This window comes from Pseudomonas sp. FP2338, from assembly GCF_030687515.1.
GTDB classification, from domain to species: Bacteria; Pseudomonadota; Gammaproteobacteria; order Pseudomonadales; family Pseudomonadaceae; genus Aquipseudomonas; species Aquipseudomonas salomonii.
The window spans coordinates 3264858-3280752 of sequence record NZ_CP117436.1; the positions used below are offsets into that span (position 1 = coordinate 3264858).

General features: G+C 60.2%; 19 protein-coding genes. 15 read left to right on the forward strand and 4 right to left on the reverse strand.

Going from position 1 to position 15895, the window contains the following annotated elements; translation table 11 throughout:
- Window positions 1-31: 31 nt before the first annotated feature.
- The 7 genes from PSH96_RS14705 (at window position 32) to PSH96_RS14735 (ending at window position 7392) form a co-directional block, all read left to right on the forward strand.
- Complete coding sequence (locus PSH96_RS14705) at window positions 32-1096, forward strand: nitronate monooxygenase family protein (protein WP_305453574.1); 1065 nt, start codon at window positions 32-34, stop codon at window positions 1094-1096.
- Between the two features lie 112 nt (window positions 1097-1208).
- Window positions 1209-1967: a molybdate ABC transporter substrate-binding protein gene (modA, locus tag PSH96_RS14710; protein WP_305453575.1), complete on the forward strand. Its 759-nt coding sequence runs from the start codon at window positions 1209-1211 to the stop codon at window positions 1965-1967.
- Window positions 1964-2650 carry a molybdate ABC transporter permease subunit gene (gene modB, locus PSH96_RS14715; RefSeq protein WP_305460072.1) on the forward strand — a complete coding sequence of 229 codons (687 nt, stop codon included), beginning with the start codon at window positions 1964-1966 and terminating at the stop codon, window positions 2648-2650. The genes modA and modB overlap by 4 nt, the downstream gene beginning before the upstream one ends.
- A gap of 5 nt (window positions 2651-2655) precedes the next feature.
- The gene (gene modC, locus PSH96_RS14720; RefSeq protein WP_305453577.1) at window positions 2656-3735 is read left to right on the forward strand and encodes a molybdenum ABC transporter ATP-binding protein; all 1080 of its coding nucleotides are present in this window, start codon (window positions 2656-2658) and stop codon (window positions 3733-3735) included.
- A 74-nt stretch (window positions 3736-3809) separates the two neighbouring features.
- On the forward strand, window positions 3810-4859 hold the full coding sequence (locus tag PSH96_RS14725) for a DNA topoisomerase IB (protein ID WP_305453578.1): 1050 nt from the start codon (window positions 3810-3812) through the stop codon (window positions 4857-4859).
- A gap of 124 nt (window positions 4860-4983) precedes the next feature.
- Entirely contained in the window at window positions 4984-6618 is a 1635-nt protein-coding gene (locus PSH96_RS14730) for an ABC-F family ATP-binding cassette domain-containing protein (RefSeq protein ID WP_305453579.1), read from the forward strand.
- 69 nt (window positions 6619-6687) lie between these two features.
- Window positions 6688-7392, forward strand: coding sequence for a YoaK family protein (locus PSH96_RS14735; RefSeq protein ID WP_058420356.1), 705 nt, complete (start codon window positions 6688-6690; stop codon window positions 7390-7392).
- Window positions 7393-7537: 145 nt separating this feature from the next.
- Here PSH96_RS14735 and PSH96_RS14740 read toward each other — a convergent pair whose 3' ends face one another.
- Complete coding sequence (locus PSH96_RS14740) at window positions 7538-7891, reverse strand: lipoprotein (RefSeq protein ID WP_305453580.1); 354 nt, start codon at window positions 7889-7891, stop codon at window positions 7538-7540.
- An 801-nt stretch (window positions 7892-8692) separates the two neighbouring features.
- Between PSH96_RS14740 and PSH96_RS14745 the strand changes: the two genes are divergently transcribed.
- Both PSH96_RS14745 and PSH96_RS14750 read left to right on the forward strand, forming a co-directional pair.
- On the forward strand, window positions 8693-8986 hold the full coding sequence (locus PSH96_RS14745; RefSeq protein WP_305453582.1) for a transposase: 294 nt from the start codon (window positions 8693-8695) through the stop codon (window positions 8984-8986).
- Window positions 8983-9840 carry an IS3 family transposase gene (locus PSH96_RS14750; RefSeq protein WP_305460074.1) on the forward strand — a complete coding sequence of 286 codons (858 nt, stop codon included), beginning with the start codon at window positions 8983-8985 and terminating at the stop codon, window positions 9838-9840. Before PSH96_RS14745 ends, PSH96_RS14750 begins: the two co-directional genes overlap by 4 nt.
- A 124-nt stretch (window positions 9841-9964) precedes the next feature.
- Here PSH96_RS14750 and PSH96_RS14755 read toward each other — a convergent pair whose 3' ends face one another.
- The 3 genes from PSH96_RS14755 to PSH96_RS14765 form a co-directional block, all read right to left on the reverse strand.
- A complete protein-coding gene (locus PSH96_RS14755) occupies window positions 9965-10276 on the reverse strand; it encodes an AzlD domain-containing protein (protein ID WP_305453583.1) in 312 nt (103 codons plus the stop codon).
- On the reverse strand, window positions 10273-10968 hold the full coding sequence (locus tag PSH96_RS14760; protein WP_305453584.1) for an AzlC family ABC transporter permease: 696 nt from the start codon (window positions 10966-10968) through the stop codon (window positions 10273-10275). Before PSH96_RS14760 ends, PSH96_RS14755 begins: the two co-directional genes overlap by 4 nt.
- A 75-nt stretch (window positions 10969-11043) precedes the next feature.
- On the reverse strand, window positions 11044-11259 hold the full coding sequence (locus PSH96_RS14765) for a hypothetical protein (protein WP_305453585.1): 216 nt from the start codon (window positions 11257-11259) through the stop codon (window positions 11044-11046).
- 179 nt (window positions 11260-11438) lie between these two features.
- Here PSH96_RS14765 and PSH96_RS14770 point away from each other — a divergent pair, with 179 nt between their 5' ends.
- The 6 genes from PSH96_RS14770 (at window position 11439) to PSH96_RS14795 (ending at window position 15809) form a co-directional block, all read left to right on the forward strand.
- The gene (locus PSH96_RS14770) at window positions 11439-11795 is read left to right on the forward strand and encodes a metalloregulator ArsR/SmtB family transcription factor (protein ID WP_305453586.1); all 357 of its coding nucleotides are present in this window, start codon (window positions 11439-11441) and stop codon (window positions 11793-11795) included.
- A gap of 19 nt (window positions 11796-11814) precedes the next feature.
- Window positions 11815-13098 (forward strand): arsenic transporter, encoded by a 1284-nt coding sequence (locus PSH96_RS14775; RefSeq protein WP_177024447.1) that lies wholly within the window; start codon window positions 11815-11817, stop codon window positions 13096-13098.
- A gap of 13 nt (window positions 13099-13111) precedes the next feature.
- Entirely contained in the window at window positions 13112-13582 is a 471-nt protein-coding gene (locus PSH96_RS14780) for an arsenate reductase ArsC (protein WP_305453588.1), read from the forward strand.
- A 123-nt stretch (window positions 13583-13705) separates the two neighbouring features.
- The gene (locus PSH96_RS14785; protein WP_305453589.1) at window positions 13706-14500 is read left to right on the forward strand and encodes an AraC family transcriptional regulator; all 795 of its coding nucleotides are present in this window, start codon (window positions 13706-13708) and stop codon (window positions 14498-14500) included.
- Window positions 14501-14572: 72 nt separating this feature from the next.
- Entirely contained in the window at window positions 14573-15184 is a 612-nt protein-coding gene (locus PSH96_RS14790; RefSeq protein ID WP_056860094.1) for a LysE family transporter, read from the forward strand.
- A 316-nt stretch (window positions 15185-15500) separates the two neighbouring features.
- Complete coding sequence (locus PSH96_RS14795; RefSeq protein ID WP_305453590.1) at window positions 15501-15809, forward strand: hypothetical protein; 309 nt, start codon at window positions 15501-15503, stop codon at window positions 15807-15809.
- Window positions 15810-15895: the final 86 nt, after the last annotated feature.

A 15895-nucleotide genomic window follows, 5' to 3' on the forward strand; every position in this document is an offset into this window, starting at 1 on the left:
CGCAAAGTCTTACTCACGCTGGAGACGCCCCATGAGCACCTGGCCAGACACTCGCATTCTCGACCTGCTGGGCATCGACGTGCCCATCATCCAGGCGCCGATGGCCGGCGCCACCACCACCGCGATGGTCATCGCCGCCAATCAGGCCGGCGCCTTGGGCTCAATGCCCGCCGCCGCGCTGAGCATCGAGCAACTGCGCGAAGCCTTGAGCGCCATTCGCCAAGCCAGCGCGAGCCCGATCAACGTCAATTTCTTCTGCCATCAACCGCCAGCGGCTGATCAAGCGCGTGACCAGCGCTGGAAGGCGTTGCTGGAACCCTACTACCGCGAGCTGGGCGCCGATTTTGATGCACCCACCCCTGTGTCCAACCGCGCGCCGTTCAACGAAGCGGCCTGCAAAGTCGTCGAAGAATTTCGCCCCGAGGTGGTGAGCTTTCACTTTGGGCTGCCGGAACAAGCCTTGCTCGATCGGGTTAAAGCCACCGGTGCCAAGGTGCTGTCCTCGGCGACCACCCTTGAAGAAGCCGTTTGGCTCGAACAGCATGGCTGCGATGCAATCATTGCGATGGGCATTGAAGCCGGTGGCCACCGAGGAATTTTCCTCAGTGACGACCTCAACACCCAAATTGGCTTGATGGCGCTGGTGCCGCAAATGGTCGACGCGGTGAAGGTGCCGGTGATCGCCGCAGGCGGCATTGGCGATGCACGCGGCGTCGTCGCGGCATTGGCCCTGGGTGCCTCGGCGGTGCAAATCGGCACCGCGTACCTGTTTACTCCCGAAGCCAATGTCAGCGCGTCCCACCACCATGCACTGCGTAACGCCCAGGCCAGCGAAACCGCGCTGACCAACCTGTTCACCGGCCGCCCGGCGCGCGGCATCGTCAATCGAGTGATGCGTGAACTGGGCGCGATCAACTCATCGGCACCGGCATTCCCCACCTCTGGCGGCGCCCTGATGCCGCTCAAGGCCAGGGATGAAGCCGGCTTCAGCAACCTGTGGGCAGGCCAGGCACTGCGTCTGGGTAGAGATATTTCCACGTATGACCTGACCCGTCAGCTGGCCGAACAGGTGCTTGCCAAGCTCAAGCGCGACTGACATTTGGGGCAACTTTGCACTGTACCGGCAATGGCCAACCGCTATATATTCTCATACATAGCGGTAAAGCCTTCTGCCTAGAGCATGCCGTACATTCCCAAGGAGCTGCTTCATGATGATCCGCGCTTCACGCCTGGCCCCCCTTATTGCCGCCTTTGCCTTCGGCTCTGCCCACGCCGATGAAGTCCAGGTGGCTGTCGCCGCCAACTTCACCGCGCCGATCCAGGCGATTGCCGCCGATTTCGAAAAAGACACCGGCCACAAACTGGTCGCCGCCTACGGCGCTACCGGCCAGTTCTATACCCAGATCAAGAACGGTGCGCCGTTCGAAGTGTTCCTCAGCGCCGATGACACCACCCCGCAAAAGCTTGAAAGCGAAGGCGACACGGTCAAAGGTTCACGCTTCACTTACGCGGTCGGCACCCTGGCGCTGTGGTCGGCCAAAGAAGGTTACGTGGATGCCAAGGGCGATGTGCTGAAGAAAAACGACTTCAAACACCTGTCCATCGCCAACCCCAAAGCGGCACCTTATGGCCTGGCCGCCACTCAAGTGCTGGCTAAAGAAGGCTTGAGCGAGAAGGTCAAGGACAAGCTGGTCGAAGGCCAGAACATCACCCAGGCTTACCAGTTCGTGTCCACCGGCAACGCCGAGCTGGGCTTTGTCGCGCTGTCGCAGATCTACAAAGACGGCAAGGTCACCAGCGGTTCGGCGTGGATCGTGCCGGCGGCCATGCATGACCCGATCAAACAAGACGCGGTGATCCTCAATAAAGGCAAGGACAGTGCGGCGGCCAAAGCCTTGGTTGAATACCTCAAGGGGCCAAAAGCCGCTGCGGTGATCAAGTCCTACGGTTACGAATTGGCCAACTGAATATGCCGCTGTCGAGTGCCGATTTTTCCGCCATCTGGTTGACCATCAAACTGGCGTCATTGACGACTGTGATCCTGCTGATCATCGGCACTCCGATCGCCCTGTGGCTGTCGCGCACCCGCTCCTGGTGGCGCGGCCCCATAGGCGCGATTGTCGCGTTGCCGTTGGTGTTGCCACCGACGGTGATCGGTTTTTACCTGCTGTTGACCATGGGCCCCAACGGCTATTTCGGCCAGTTCACCCAATGGCTGGGCCTGGGCACCCTGACGTTCAGTTTCGCCGGGCTGGTGATCGGCTCGGTGATCTATTCCATGCCGTTTGTGGTGCAGCCGTTGCAAAACGCCTTCTCCGCCATTGGCACGCGCCCACTGGAAGTGGCCGCGACGCTGCGCGCCAACCCTTGGGACACGTTTTTCACGGTGATCCTGCCCCTGGCCCGCCCCGGTTTTATCACCGCCTCGATTCTGGGCTTCGCGCACACCGTCGGTGAGTTCGGCGTGGTGTTGATGATCGGTGGCAATATTCCCAACAAGACCCGCGTGGTCTCAGTGCAGATCTACGACCATGTCGAAGCCATGGAATATGCCCAGGCCCACTGGCTGGCCGGCTCCATGGTGGTGTTCGCTTTTCTCGTATTGCTGGCGCTCTATTCCAGCCGTAAAACCAGGATGGGTTGGAGCTGACCGCCATGATTGATGTTCGCCTGAACGTGAAGTACCCAGGTTTTGCGCTGGACGTAGACCTGCACCTGCCCGGCCGTGGCGTGACCGCACTGTACGGGCATTCCGGGTCTGGCAAGACCACATGCCTGCGCTGTATCGCCGGGCTTGAGCGGGCTGAAGACGGGTTTATCCAGATCAACGAAGAGGTCTGGCAAGACAGCCGCAACGGCGTGTTTGTACCGCCGCATAAGCGCGCATTGGGTTATGTGTTCCAGGAGGCGAGCCTGTTTGCGCATCTGTCTGTGCGCGCCAATCTGGAATTCGGCCTCAAGCGTATTGCCCGCTCGCTTCGCCGCGTGGACCTGGCCCAGGCCGCCGAACTGCTGGGCATTGGCCACTTGCTTGAACGCCACCCGCAGCACTTGTCCGGCGGCGAACGTCAGCGTGTCGGCATTGCCCGCGCGCTGCTCACCAGCCCGCAGCTGTTGTTGATGGATGAACCCCTGGCAGCCCTGGACAGCAAGCGCAAAAGCGAGATACTGCCCTACCTCGAACGCCTGCATGACGAATTGGATATTCCGGTGCTGTACGTCAGCCATGCCCAGGACGAAGTGGCGCGCCTGGCCGATCACATCGTGCTATTAAGCGACGGCAAAGCGCTGGCCAGCGGCCCCATCGGCGAAACCCTGGCACGCCTGGACTTGCCGATGGCGCTGGGCGATAACGCCGGGGTGGTCATCAATGGCAGCGTGATTGCCTACGATGAACACTATCAACTGCTCACCCTGCAATTGCCCGACAGCCCGTTGCAAATGCGCGTGGCTCATGCACCGCTGGCGTTGGGCAAACCGTTGCGGGTCAAGGTGCAGGCACGCGACGTCAGCCTCAGCCTGCACGCCGAAGAAGCCAGCAGCATCCTCAACCGCTTGCCGGTGACGGTCTCCCAGGAAATAGCGGCGGACAACAGCGCCCATGTACTGGTGCGCCTGGATGCCGGCGGTACGCCACTGCTGGCGAGGATTACACGCTTCTCCCGCGACCAACTGCACCTGCATGCGGGCCAGGCGTTGTGGGCGCAAATCAAGGCGGTAGCCGTGCTGGCGTAAGTATTTGGCACCCGCGCAAAACCCTGTGGTCAATCAGGTATACCGGCCTGATCTGTTGCCAAGGAACCTGCACCATGCCCGACTCTGCGCTGCCTGCCGACCTGCCCCGCGACCTGCATTATGTTGACGACACCCAACCCGGCATCCGCCGCAAAAAGCTGCGTGGCAAGTTTCAGTATCTCGACCCCAAAGGCCAGCGCATCACCGATGCCGATGAAATCAAGCGCCTGAATGCGTTGGCCGTGCCACCGGCCTACACCGATGTGTGGATCTGCGCCGACCCGCGCGGGCACCTGCAAGCCACCGGCCGTGATGCGCGAGGCCGCAAGCAGTACCGCTATCACACGCGCTGGCGCGAAGTGCGCGACACCGACAAATACTCGCGCCTGCAAGAGTTCGGCAATGCCTTGCCCAAACTGCGCAAGCAATTGGAAGCGCAAATCGCCGCGCCGGGGTTCACCCGTGAAAAAGTCCTGGCCACCGTGGTGATGCTGCTGGACGCCACACTGATCCGCGTCGGCAACACCCAATATGCCCGCGACAACAAATCCTACGGACTGACCACCCTGCGCAACCGCCATGTGGACATCAAGGGCAGCGAGATCCAGTTCCAGTTTCGCGGCAAGAGTGGCGTCGAGCACCAGGTCAGCGTCAAGGACCGGCGCCTGGCCACGGTGGTCAAGCGCTGCCTGGAGTTGCCGGGGCAGAATCTGTTTCAGTACCTGGACGAAGACGGCGAGCGCCGCACCGTCAGTTCCCACGACGTGAATGCCTATTTGCACAGCCTCACCGGCGCCGATTTCACCGCCAAGGACTACCGCACCTGGGCCGGCACCGCGATGGCGCTGGCGGTGTTGCGCGAGTTGGAGTGGCAGCCCGAATCCGATGCCAAGCGCCACGTGGTTGCGATGGTTAAAGATGTCGCCAAGCAGTTGGGCAATACGCCAGCGGTGTGCCGCAAGTGCTACATCCACCCCGCCGTGCTGGAGCATTTCAGCCTGGGCGAGCTGTCCAAATTGCCCAAGCCACGGGTGCGCAAGGGCCTCAAAGCCGAAGAAGTCGCGCTGGCGATGTTCCTCGAGCAATTGGCCACCGACTTGCCCAAGGGCGCCAAGCTGGGTTAGCCTTCGGGTCCCTTCTGACTCACGGGATGAGCGCCGACGTGAACCACTAAGCCTTCCAAAATGTACCTGCAACGAGCCGCCTGGCGCGCTTGTTGGCCTGTCCGACATTTTTTTGGAGGTGCTGATGACTGACGTCAAACGCCTGCCCGTATTGGTTTCCCTGCAACACGTGTGCTTCCAGTTCGCCAATGGCGAAACCTTGCTGGACGACCTCACCCTGTCCATTGATTACACACCCACCGGGATTGTCGGCCGTAATGGTCGCGGTAAAAGTATCCTGGCGAAGCTGCTTGCCGGGGTGCTTGCACCCTCTTCCGGTACGCTGGTCGGCAAGGCCCGCGTCGCTTACGTCGCACAGAGCCTGACGCTGCAACCGGGAGCAAGCCTTGCGCAGATCACCGATACTGCCCAGGCCTTGGCCGCGCTTGAGCGCATGGCCCGAGGCGAGGCCCGGGGCGGTGACCTTGAGCTGATTGACGATCGCTGGGACCTTGCCGAACGCTTGCGTGCCGCACTTGATGACGCGGGTTTACACGCGCTCGGCTTTGACGCGCCAGCCAATCAACTGAGTGGCGGCCAACTGGCCAGGGTTGCCGTCATCGGTGCGCTATTGGCAGCGCCGGATCTGCTGGTGCTGGATGAGCCCACCAACCACCTCGACAGCCATGGGCGCGAGTGGCTGCTGCGGGTTTTGCGCGAGTGGCGCGGCGGTTTGGTGGTGGTCAGCCATGATCGACAGCTGCTCAATACCCTGGCGCGCATCGTCGAGCTGTCGCCCCTTGGCATGCGTGTGTATGGCGGCAATTACGCTGCCTATCGCCAGCAACGCGATACCGAACAGCACGCTGCCGCCATGGCGCTTGAGCAAGCTCGCCTGCAACGCAGCCGCGAACGCAAGCGCCTGCAAAAAGATCACGACAGCCTGCAACGCAATGCCGCACGCTCACGCAAGCATGCCGAAACCGCCAACGTTGATCGCTTTACCAAAGCCCGCTGGAAAGGCGCCGCCAAGGAAATCGTCAGCACGGTGCGCAGCGCTCACCACGCCTACAAGAATGAGCTGGATGGGCAGGTGCGCCAAGCCTATGCACGTGTCGTCGATGAAACCCCGACCTTGCTCGCCCTGCCCGGCTCGGCCTTGCCCAACGGCCGACACGTACTCACCCTGGAGCATGCCCAACTGCCGTGGCTCGACCCGCACCAGCCGGCGACTTACCTCACGCTCAACCTGATCGGCCCGGTACGCGTGGCCGTGCGTGGGCCGAACGGTTGCGGCAAGTCCACGCTGCTCAAGCTGCTGGCGGGCCAATGGCAAGCGGTCAGCGGCACCTGTACGGTGTCGATACCCGCCGCGTATATCGATCAGCACCTGGCGCTGCTGATGGATGAGCGTTCCATCGTCGAACAACTCAACCTGCTCGACACGCCCCTGGCCGAAGCCGAGCTGCGCACGCGCCTGGCCTGGTTGCAACTGGATGCCCTGCGCGTCACCCAACCCACCGGCCAACTGAGCGGCGGCGAACGCTTGAAAGCTGCGATGGCGGTGACCCTGTGGCGCGATTCCCCGGCGCAACTGTTATTGCTGGACGAGCCCACCAACCATCTGGACCTGGAATCGGTACTGGCCTTTGAGCAGGCGTTGCGCGGGTTTACCGGGGCCATTGTCGCGGTGTCCCATGACGAGGCGTTCATCCAGGCGATCCGGCCGACCCACCATTTGACCTGGCAGCCCAGCGGCTGGCGACTGGAAAGTGTCTGAGGTCATTGCATGCACCGCCAAAGCGTCCTACGGTAGTGGCCGAATAATCTCACCGCGGAGCCCGGTCCTATGTTGCCTTCGTCCCAAAGGCCTTACGCCAATGCAGCGCTTGCCCATCGCCAACGCTGGCGCGGGCGGGTCGGCTTGATGCTGGTGGCCAGCCTGTCGGTGCTGGCGGGCATGACCGATGCGATTGGCTTTATGGCCAGCGGAGATTTTGTTTCGTTCATGAGCGGCAACACCACGCGCCTGGCGGTGGCAATCAGCGCCGGTGACCTGGGCCTGACCGGGCGCCTGCTGTTGCTGGTGGCAATGTTTGTGCTGGGCAACGCCCTGGGCGTGGTGGTCAGCCGCTTCAGCCGCCGGCATGCGCTGCCTTTGCTGCTGTGCATCGCCGCCTTGTTGTGCGGCGCAGCGCTGTGGCCCTTCGACGATACGTTGCCGGCGCTGCTGGCGGCGATCCTGGCCATGGGCATGCTCAATGCGGCCGTGGAAGAGGTCAACGGTTTGCCGGTGGGCCTGACCTATGTGACCGGCGCGCTCTCACGTTTTGGCCGCGGGTTGGGGCGCTGGATACTGGGGGAACGGCGTAATGGTTGGCGGGTGCAACTGGTGCCGTGGGTCGGCATGTTCGTGGGCGCCGTGATTGGCGCGGTGCTGGAGCACCAACTCGGGCTCAAGGCGCTGCTGGTCAGTGGCGCATTGGCTGCCGTGCTGGGGCTGGTGTCACTGAAGATTCCCCGGCGCTGGCACTTGGGCTACATGCCGCGCTAGGAAGAAAACGAGGCCCGCTCGACGATAAGGCCTCGACGTCCGTGTACTGGTAAAGAGCCATCACGTCGAGCGAGCGAAACGAATGATAAACCTATGCCCCGCGCCTGTCCCGCCGGGCATTTCCGAAAAATGCTAAGGAGACAGCCTACAGACAGGTTGCCAGTGCGGCCAACCGACGCTTGGCCGGCATCGTGTCCTGGGCGGCATAGTACTTGATGCTGGAACCGCCACCGGCTACGCGCACATCGGCAAAGTAGTCACCGCCCGTGGTGTAGACGGTAAAACCACCGGCTTCGAGCGGCTCTTTGAAGCCACCCGCGTCAATACCGAACACAGCCTCGTCCTGCCAGCCGAACTGAATGCATTGGGCTACCACCAATGTGGCCTTGTCCGACGCCAGGGTCTTGTAGGGCTGACCGCTGCGCGCGTCCTTCATCTTCGAGCCCGCACAACCGGACAGTGCGGCCACTGCCAATGCGCCAATTACCAGCTTTCGCATGCCATTGCTTCCTTGGAAAAAATGCGACTCTACCACTCTCCGGTGATTGTCTGATGCGTGCATGAACTTTGTTTCACTGTGAAGGGCGCGACTGGCCCCTATAGTCATCAGGCTCATTTTTAAGAAGTATCCCTTCTGCCCGCTCTCCCGCGGGCTTTTTTTTGCCTGGTTTTTTTGGCGGCGGTTGAGCACGCGGTGGTGATGTTTGTTGGGGGCATATCCATTATTTAGGTAACGGCGGCCTATGGTTCCGCTCTTACAGCGGCTTACTTTTTGAGGGACCGGAATGCCGGCCCAGCAAAAGGATGTAAGAGCAACAGCAACAGCAACAGCAACAGCAAAGCCATACTCGGTCTAATGTGGGAGCTGGCTTGCCTGCGATGGCATCAACTCGGTGTACCTGACACACCGAGGTGTCTGCATCGCAGGCAAGCCAGCTCCCACAGAAAAGCAGATCCCAGGTGTATGCAAATCCGCTTTTCGCTTTTGATCTAACCACTCAGGTCGGCTACTAGGCCGCCGTGCTCTGCTTTTGATCTTGATCTGCTTTTGATCTAAGACGCCCCGTTAACCACGCTGGCCGAACGCAGGCTTGAATCCGTGGGTAACCCGGCAGGACGCCGGGTTAGCCGCGCTGGGCCAAGGACGGCCCATCGCGGCGGCCCACGGATTCAAGCCGGAGTGAGGGCACACCGAGCATTAGCGAGGTGCCGAGTGGTGGGGCGAGGACCTTTTGGTGGACTTGTTCCCTCGCAGCGGACGCCAAGAAGCGATATTTTAATCGCAATCTTGGAGGCACTTATGGCACAGCAAACTCGCCGCCGTTACACCGATGACTTCAAAGCTCAGGCAGTGACACTCGCTGAAAGCATTGGTCGAGGAGAAGCTGCCCGACAGTTGGATATCTCGGTCAAAACCTTAGGTAATTGGCTGGACGCCGCACGCAACGGGCGTCCTCTCAGTTCTCCTGCCCGGCATCCGGTCTCTGACCTGGAAAGTGAGCTGGCTCGGCTTCGAGCTGAAAATGCCACGCTCAAAATGGAGCGAGAAATCCTAAAAAAAGCGACGGCGTTCTTTGCCAGAGAGTCCAACTGAGATACGCCTTCGTCGCCCGTGAACGGACTCACTTTCCAGTCAGGCTGTTATGTCGAGTGATGGAGGTCTCGGTGTCGGGCTTTCACGGCTATTTGAAGCGTCAGAAACGTCCTGATCCAGATGCGGCGATTCGCTTGGAAATTCGTGCGATTCATCGGGCAAGCCGAGGCACTTATGGGCGCCCACGCATGGTTAAGGCGCTTCATAACCGTTCGTACGCGATAGGGCACAAGCGAGTAGCTCGTCTGATGAGAGAGGAGATGCTGCGAGGAAAAATCAAAGCCCGGTTCAAACACTCGATGGATAACCGGTATATCCAACCCATTTCTGACAACGTGTTGAAACGACGTTTTTCCGTGACAAGCCCGGCACCCGCCTGGGTGGGGGATATCACATATATTTCGACTCGCCAGGGTTGGTTGTACTTGGCTGTGGTGTTGAGTATCCAGACCCGGCAGGTGCTGGGTTACAGCCTGTCGGATCGTATGCCCGAGGGTTTGGTACAACAGGCGTTCATGAACGCCTGGACCAGAGCGCCAGTTGATCACGGTGTAATTTTTCACTCTGATCGAGGCCGACAATACACCGGTAGCGGTTTTCGTAGCATGATCGCGGAAAGAGGCTTCGTGCAAAGCATGAGCCGTAAGGGGAATTGCTGGGATAACGCCGTGGCAGAGAGCTTTTTTGCCACACTCAAGAAGGAGGAAGCCATCGGTGTGTATCCCAGCAAAGCACAGGCCCATGCATCAATCGCAAGCTACATCCATGGGTTTTACAACGCGGCACGGCTGCACTCGGCGCTGGGATACAGCTCACCTAATGACTACGCAAAGCAACTGAAGCAAACTGCTTAACACTCGCTTCATGGCGTACGTTTTGAGGGAACAAGTCCATGGTTACTTTTGCGTCCTTGCAAAAGTGACCCGCTGTAAGAGCGGAACCATAGGCCGCCGTTACCGCAGCAACGGATATGTACCCTCAAAACCACCAGCGAAACAAATAAAACAACCCCATGCTCAACAGCACCGTAATCAACACGCTACGCGTCCAAAACATCAACGCCACCGCACAGGCTCCCGCCAGCAAATAAGGATTAGCCGGACTCAGATTCAACTGATGGTCAGCAAGAAAAATGATCGGCCCGCAAATCGCCGTCAGCATCCCAGGCACTGCAAACCCCAGAAACTCCCGCGCCCCACGGTTAAGCCGCACCGGCAAACGCGGCTCGATAAACAGGTAACGGTTAAGGAAAACCACCAGCCCCATGGCCACAATCATGATGTAGATCACTTCTGCCCTACCCCCAGCCGTTTGCAGGCAAACCCCGCAGTCATGCCCACCACCCCGGACACCACCACCGCCGACTCCCAGTGCAAAAAGCTCAGCCACACCGAAAACAGCAACGACACCGCCACACACACCACCGTCGGCACATCACGCACCACCGGGGTAATCAGCGCGATAAAGGTCGCGGCAATCGAAAACTCCAACCCCAACTGGTCAAGCCCGGGAATGCTTTTGCCGAGCACAATGCCAGCCAGGGTAAAAAGGTTCCAGGCGATGTAAAACGTCAGCCCCACCCCCAGCGCATACCAGCGATTGAACGTCTGGCGGTCATAGTGGTTGACCAGCGCGAAGAACTCATCAGTGAGCAGAAAGCCCAGGCTCATGCGCCAGCGGGCGTTAAGTGACGAGAGTGTCGGGCGCATATGCATGCCGTACAGCAAATGCTGGGAAGTCAGCAGCAAGGTGGTCAGCACAATCGAAATCAGGCTGGCGCCACTCTTGACCATGCCGATGGCCACCAACTGCGCAGCACCGGCAAACACGATGGCGGACAAACCCTGGGCTTGCAGTGGGGTAAATTGCGCGTCAATGGCCATGGAGCCGGCGAGCAGCCCCCACGGCGCACAGGCCAGGGATAACGGAATAACGGCGATGGCGCCGCGGGCGAAGGCGTAATGCGGTAAGGCAGCAGGCATGGAGACGGCTCATCGACAAACAGTCGACAAGCATGCCAGCGTTTAAAGCAGGTTGTCTTGAACGATCTTGCGCACTCAGGCGAGCTTGACCGACACCTGCTCCACCGAGTCGCGCGCCTCACGCAGTTCATGGGCGTCCTGATTGAGCCGGTGAATGGTATTGAGCAGGCGTTGGCGCAGCACTTCATCGCCGAGTTTTTCGACGGCGCGCATCAGGTCAAACGCCGCGATTTCGTTATTGTCCGCGACGGAATCGAGGGTCTTGCGCAGGTTGCGAGTGGCACGGGTCACGCGGGTTCATCCTTCATCAGCAATGGGCAGGCACTTTAGGACATTCGTGTTTCATTTTAATTTCAGTCACTTGTGGTTGATTGGGCGGGGTTTGATCCATATCAATCGAATACAGGATTTGACCTACATATATGGACATACGTATATTCGAATAAACGCATATGAAAAAGACCTTCATCATGTCAGACCCCTTCTCCCCGCCCACCCTGTTCAAATGCCTGGCCGACGCCACCCGTGCCCGCTTGACGTTATTGATCCTGCGCGAAGGCGAACTTTGCGTGTGCGAACTGATCCATGCTCTGGACGACAGCCAGCCAAAGATCTCCCGTCACCTGGCGCAACTGCGCAGTTGCAGGTTGTTGCTGGATCGTCGTCAGGGCCAATGGATCTACTACCGCATCAACCCGGCACTGCCCGTTTGGGTCACTCAAGTGCTGGACACCACCTTGCAAGCCAACCAACCCTGGTTGCACCACGACGCGCAGCGTCTTGCTGCCATGGGCGACCGACCACAACGGGCCAGCACCTGCTGCTGAGCCATCGGAGCGTTAATTCATGCTTGTCGCAATTGGCATTTTTATCTTCACCATCGTTCTGGTCATCTGGCAGCCCAAAGGCCTAGGAGTCGGCTGGAGTGCAAGCATGGGCGCCATCCTGGCGCTGGCCTGCGGGGTCATCAGCCTGGCGGACATCCCCGTGGTGTGGCACATCATCTGGAACGCCACCGGCACCTTTGTTGCGCTGATCGTCATCAGCCTGTTGCTCGACGAGGCCGGCTTCTTTGCCTGGACCGCCCTGCATGTGGCGCGTTGGGGTCGTGGGCGTGGCCGGCGGCTGTTTGCCTATATGGTGCTGCTGGGCGCGCTGGTTTCGGCGCTGTTTGCCAACGACGGCGCCGCGTTGATCCTCACGCCCATCGTCATGTCGATGCTGCTGGCCTTGCGCTTTTCTCCGGCAGCGACCCTGGCGTTTGTGATGGGCGCGGGGTTTATCGCGGATACCGCGAGCCTGCCGCTGGTGGTGTCGAACCTGGTGAATATCGTCTCGGCGGATTACTTCAAGATCGGCTTCAACGAATACGCGGCGGTGATGGTGCCGGTGAACTTCGTCAGTGTCGCCGCCACCCTTGCGGTCCTGCTGTGGTTCTTTCGCCGCGATATTCCCCAGGCCTACGACCCGGCCGACCTCGAAGACCCCGCCAGCGCCATCCATGATCGTGCGACCTTTCGCGCCGGCTGGTGGGTGTTGGGCATCTTGCTGGTGGGCTGTTTCGCGTTAGAGCCGCTGGGCATTCCCATCAGTGCGATTTCCGCCGTGTGCGCTGTGTTGCTGCTGGTGATCGCCGCCAAGGGCCACAAGATCTCCACACGCAAAGTGTTGAAAGAAGCGCCGTGGCAGATCGTGGTGTTTTCCTTGGGCATGTACCTGGTGGTCTACGGCCTGCGCAACGCCGGCCTGACCACCTACCTCGCTACTTGGCTCGACACCTTCGCCACCTACGGCGTATGGGGCGCGGCCATGGGCACCGGCGTGCTGACGGCGCTGTTGTCATCGGCGATGAACAACCTGCCGACGGTGCTGATCGGCGCGCTGTCGATCGAGTCCAGCCATGCCGTGGGCGTGGTCAAGGACGCGATGATCTACGCCAACGTGATCGGCAGCGACCTGGGCCCGAAAATCACCCCGATCGGCAGCCTGGCCACCTTGTTGTGGCTGCATATTCTGGCGCGCAAAGGCATCACCATCACCTGGGGTTACTACTTCAAGGTCGGCATCGTGCTGACCTTGCCGGTGCTGTTGATCACCCTCGCCGCCCTCGCCTTGCGCCTGAGTCTCTGAAGGAGATACCGCAATGAAAGTCCTGTTCATGTGTACCGCCAACAGCTGCCGCAGCATCTTGTCCGAGGCGATGTTCAACCACCTCGCGCCGTCAGGTTTCGAGGCGATCAGTTCCGGCAGCTTCCCCAAAGGCCAGGTGCTGCCGCGCAGCCTGAGCACGCTGCAGGCGGCGGGCATCAACACCGAAGGTCTGTACAGCAAGGGCAATGACGCCTTTGAGGGCAGCCCGCCGGATCTAGTGATTACCGTGTGCGACAAAGCTGCGGGCGAAGCCTGCCCGGTGTATTTCGGGCCGGCGGTGAAGGCGCATTGGGGCTTGGAAGACCCGTCCGACATTGACGGTAACGAGGCAAGTATCGACGCGGCCTTCAACACAACATTGGACATCATCGCCAGGCGCTGCAGGGCGTTTTTCGCTCTGCACTTCGCCAGCCTTAGCCCTGCCGCGCTAAAGACCGAACTCGACCACATCGCGCAGTTGTAACTGGAGAAGCGGATGACCAGGTTGCCAAATCCGAGCACAACCCTGACGCAACGTGTCAGCCAACGGTCGATTTGAGCGGCCCTGTCAGCGTATGCTCACGCTGAACTCCTTTCGAGCTGACGCATGAGCGCCATATATCACGCCTGGCTGGGCAATTACGAAGTCAGCAGCACCGCCTGCACCGGCCTGACCTTTGCCCGCCATAGCCATGATGAATGCGTGATCGGCGTAAACCTCGTCGGTGAGGAAAAGGTCTGGCTCGACCGCCGCGAATTCGAAGCCGGGCCGGGCAGCATTACGCTGTACAACCCCGGTCAGATTCAGGGCGGTGGCGCGGCGCAAGGCGCGCCTTGGCAGTTTGTCAGCCTGTATGCCACAGCCGACCAATTGGCGGCTGACCTGGGGCTGGGGCAGCTGGAGTTTGATCGCTCGTTGTGCTTTCAGCCTGATCTGGCGCAGCGCCTGGCTGTGGCGGTGAAAGGCGCCATGAGTACCGATGCATTGGTCCGCGATCTCAATGAGGAAGCCTTGGTGTTGCTACTGGGTGAAGTGGTCGGCGTCAGTGGTGTGCGTGTACCTGGCAGCACAGCAACGGGCAAAAGCATGATCAGCCGCGCCCAGGAATTGCTGGCTGCGCACTTGCATCAAGTGTTGCCCCTGGACCACCTCGGCGATGAGCTGGGATTGTCCAAATTTCACCTGCTGCGCGCCTTCCAGAAGGAAACCGGGCTCAGCCCGCGGCAATGGGCGATGCAACTGCGCACCCGCCGCGCCAAAGGCTTGTTGCGCAATGGCATAGCAGCCAGCGAAGTCGCCCATGACCTGGGCTTTGCTGATCAGAGCCACCTCAACCGGCATTTTCGCGCCGCCTATGGCATCACGCCCGGCCTCTATCAAAGCGTGTTGTTTAAACGCTGAAGCGCAATCTGGTTCAAGACGCCTGCCCCACCTGCCGCCACACTGCCCGCCCTCTCTTGAAGGAACGCGGGCATGTTGACGATCTTCTTTTACGCGCTGGTATTCGGTTTTGTATTTTGCCTCTCGCCCGGCGCCGTGCTGGCAGAGACGCTGCGCCGGGGCCTGCTGCACGGTTTTACCCCGGCCTTGCTGGTGCAGATCGGCTCGCTGGTAGGCGATGCGGTGTGGGCAGTGATCGGCCTTACCGGCATCGCCTTGCTGATCCAGCATGACGCAGTGCGTGTGCCGCTCACGGTGGTCTGCGCGCTGTACCTGGCCTGGTTGGGGATCCGCAGCTTGATCGATGCCTGGCGCTTGCCCGAGGCGAGCAGCGCGCCCGCCAGTTCCGGGCAAAATGCGCTGGCGGTAGGCGCGGCGATTTCCCTGGCCAATCCGAAAAACATTGTCTATTGGGGTGCACTGGGCAGCGCCTTGTCCGGCATCGTCGGCACCACGCCCAGCCATGGGCAAACGCTGATGTTTTTTGCGGGCTTTATGCTGGCATCGGTGTTGTCGTGCTTTCTGATTGCAGCGTTGGTCAACCTGCTGCGCAAGAACGCCTCACCGTTATGGCAACGCATCAGTTATGGCGCCTGCGGTGTGGTATTGATCTATCTGGCCGTTTTGGCTGCACAAGGGATATGAAGTTATATATCGCACAACTTGTCGATGCGGCTTATCTGAATGAACTCTGAACACCGATGTATTTAACCAACTATGCGTTGACATTTTGTACCCCGCTGAGTAGATTGCCCCTGCCCACAACTGGGGCCTTTTTTAAACCTCACAAAAGAAGCCAATGGACACAGTATCTAGTCGCTGTCCGAGCACCGCTCACGCGGGCATCGGGCGCCAAACCCAGAATATGACAGGACGCCTTCCAGGTCCGGTAAGCTGCGCTAGAGCTTGATGCTCCACCGTAACTGCCTCGCCGGTCGCCCGTCCGGTCCCGAGGTGTGTTATGACCTTTCAACTGATTGTTTTGCCTGACATTCGCACGCTAGCCGCAGCCCTGCGCGCCAAGCTGTGCCGCGAGCCTGTAGGCTTTTCACCTACGCGCTCAACCTTTGCTGCACCCTTCCCTCAAGCAAGCAAAGATCAACTGCGCCCAGCTCCCCCGCTGGCGCACTGGCGTATCTGCCCTGCCAGCGGCCAATTGCTGCAGCACTGGGACCACGCCGACCCTCAAGACCCGCAGAGACCTCAGGTTTCCACCCTGGCTCAAGCCAGCCTGTTGCTCGAGTTTTACCTGAGCACTCGCGCCGCTTAAACCAGCTGGAAACAGCAACTTCCTGATGATTATTCTGGAGTTCGTTATGAACACATCCAGTAGTAGCCCGCTGCGCGCCAGTTAAC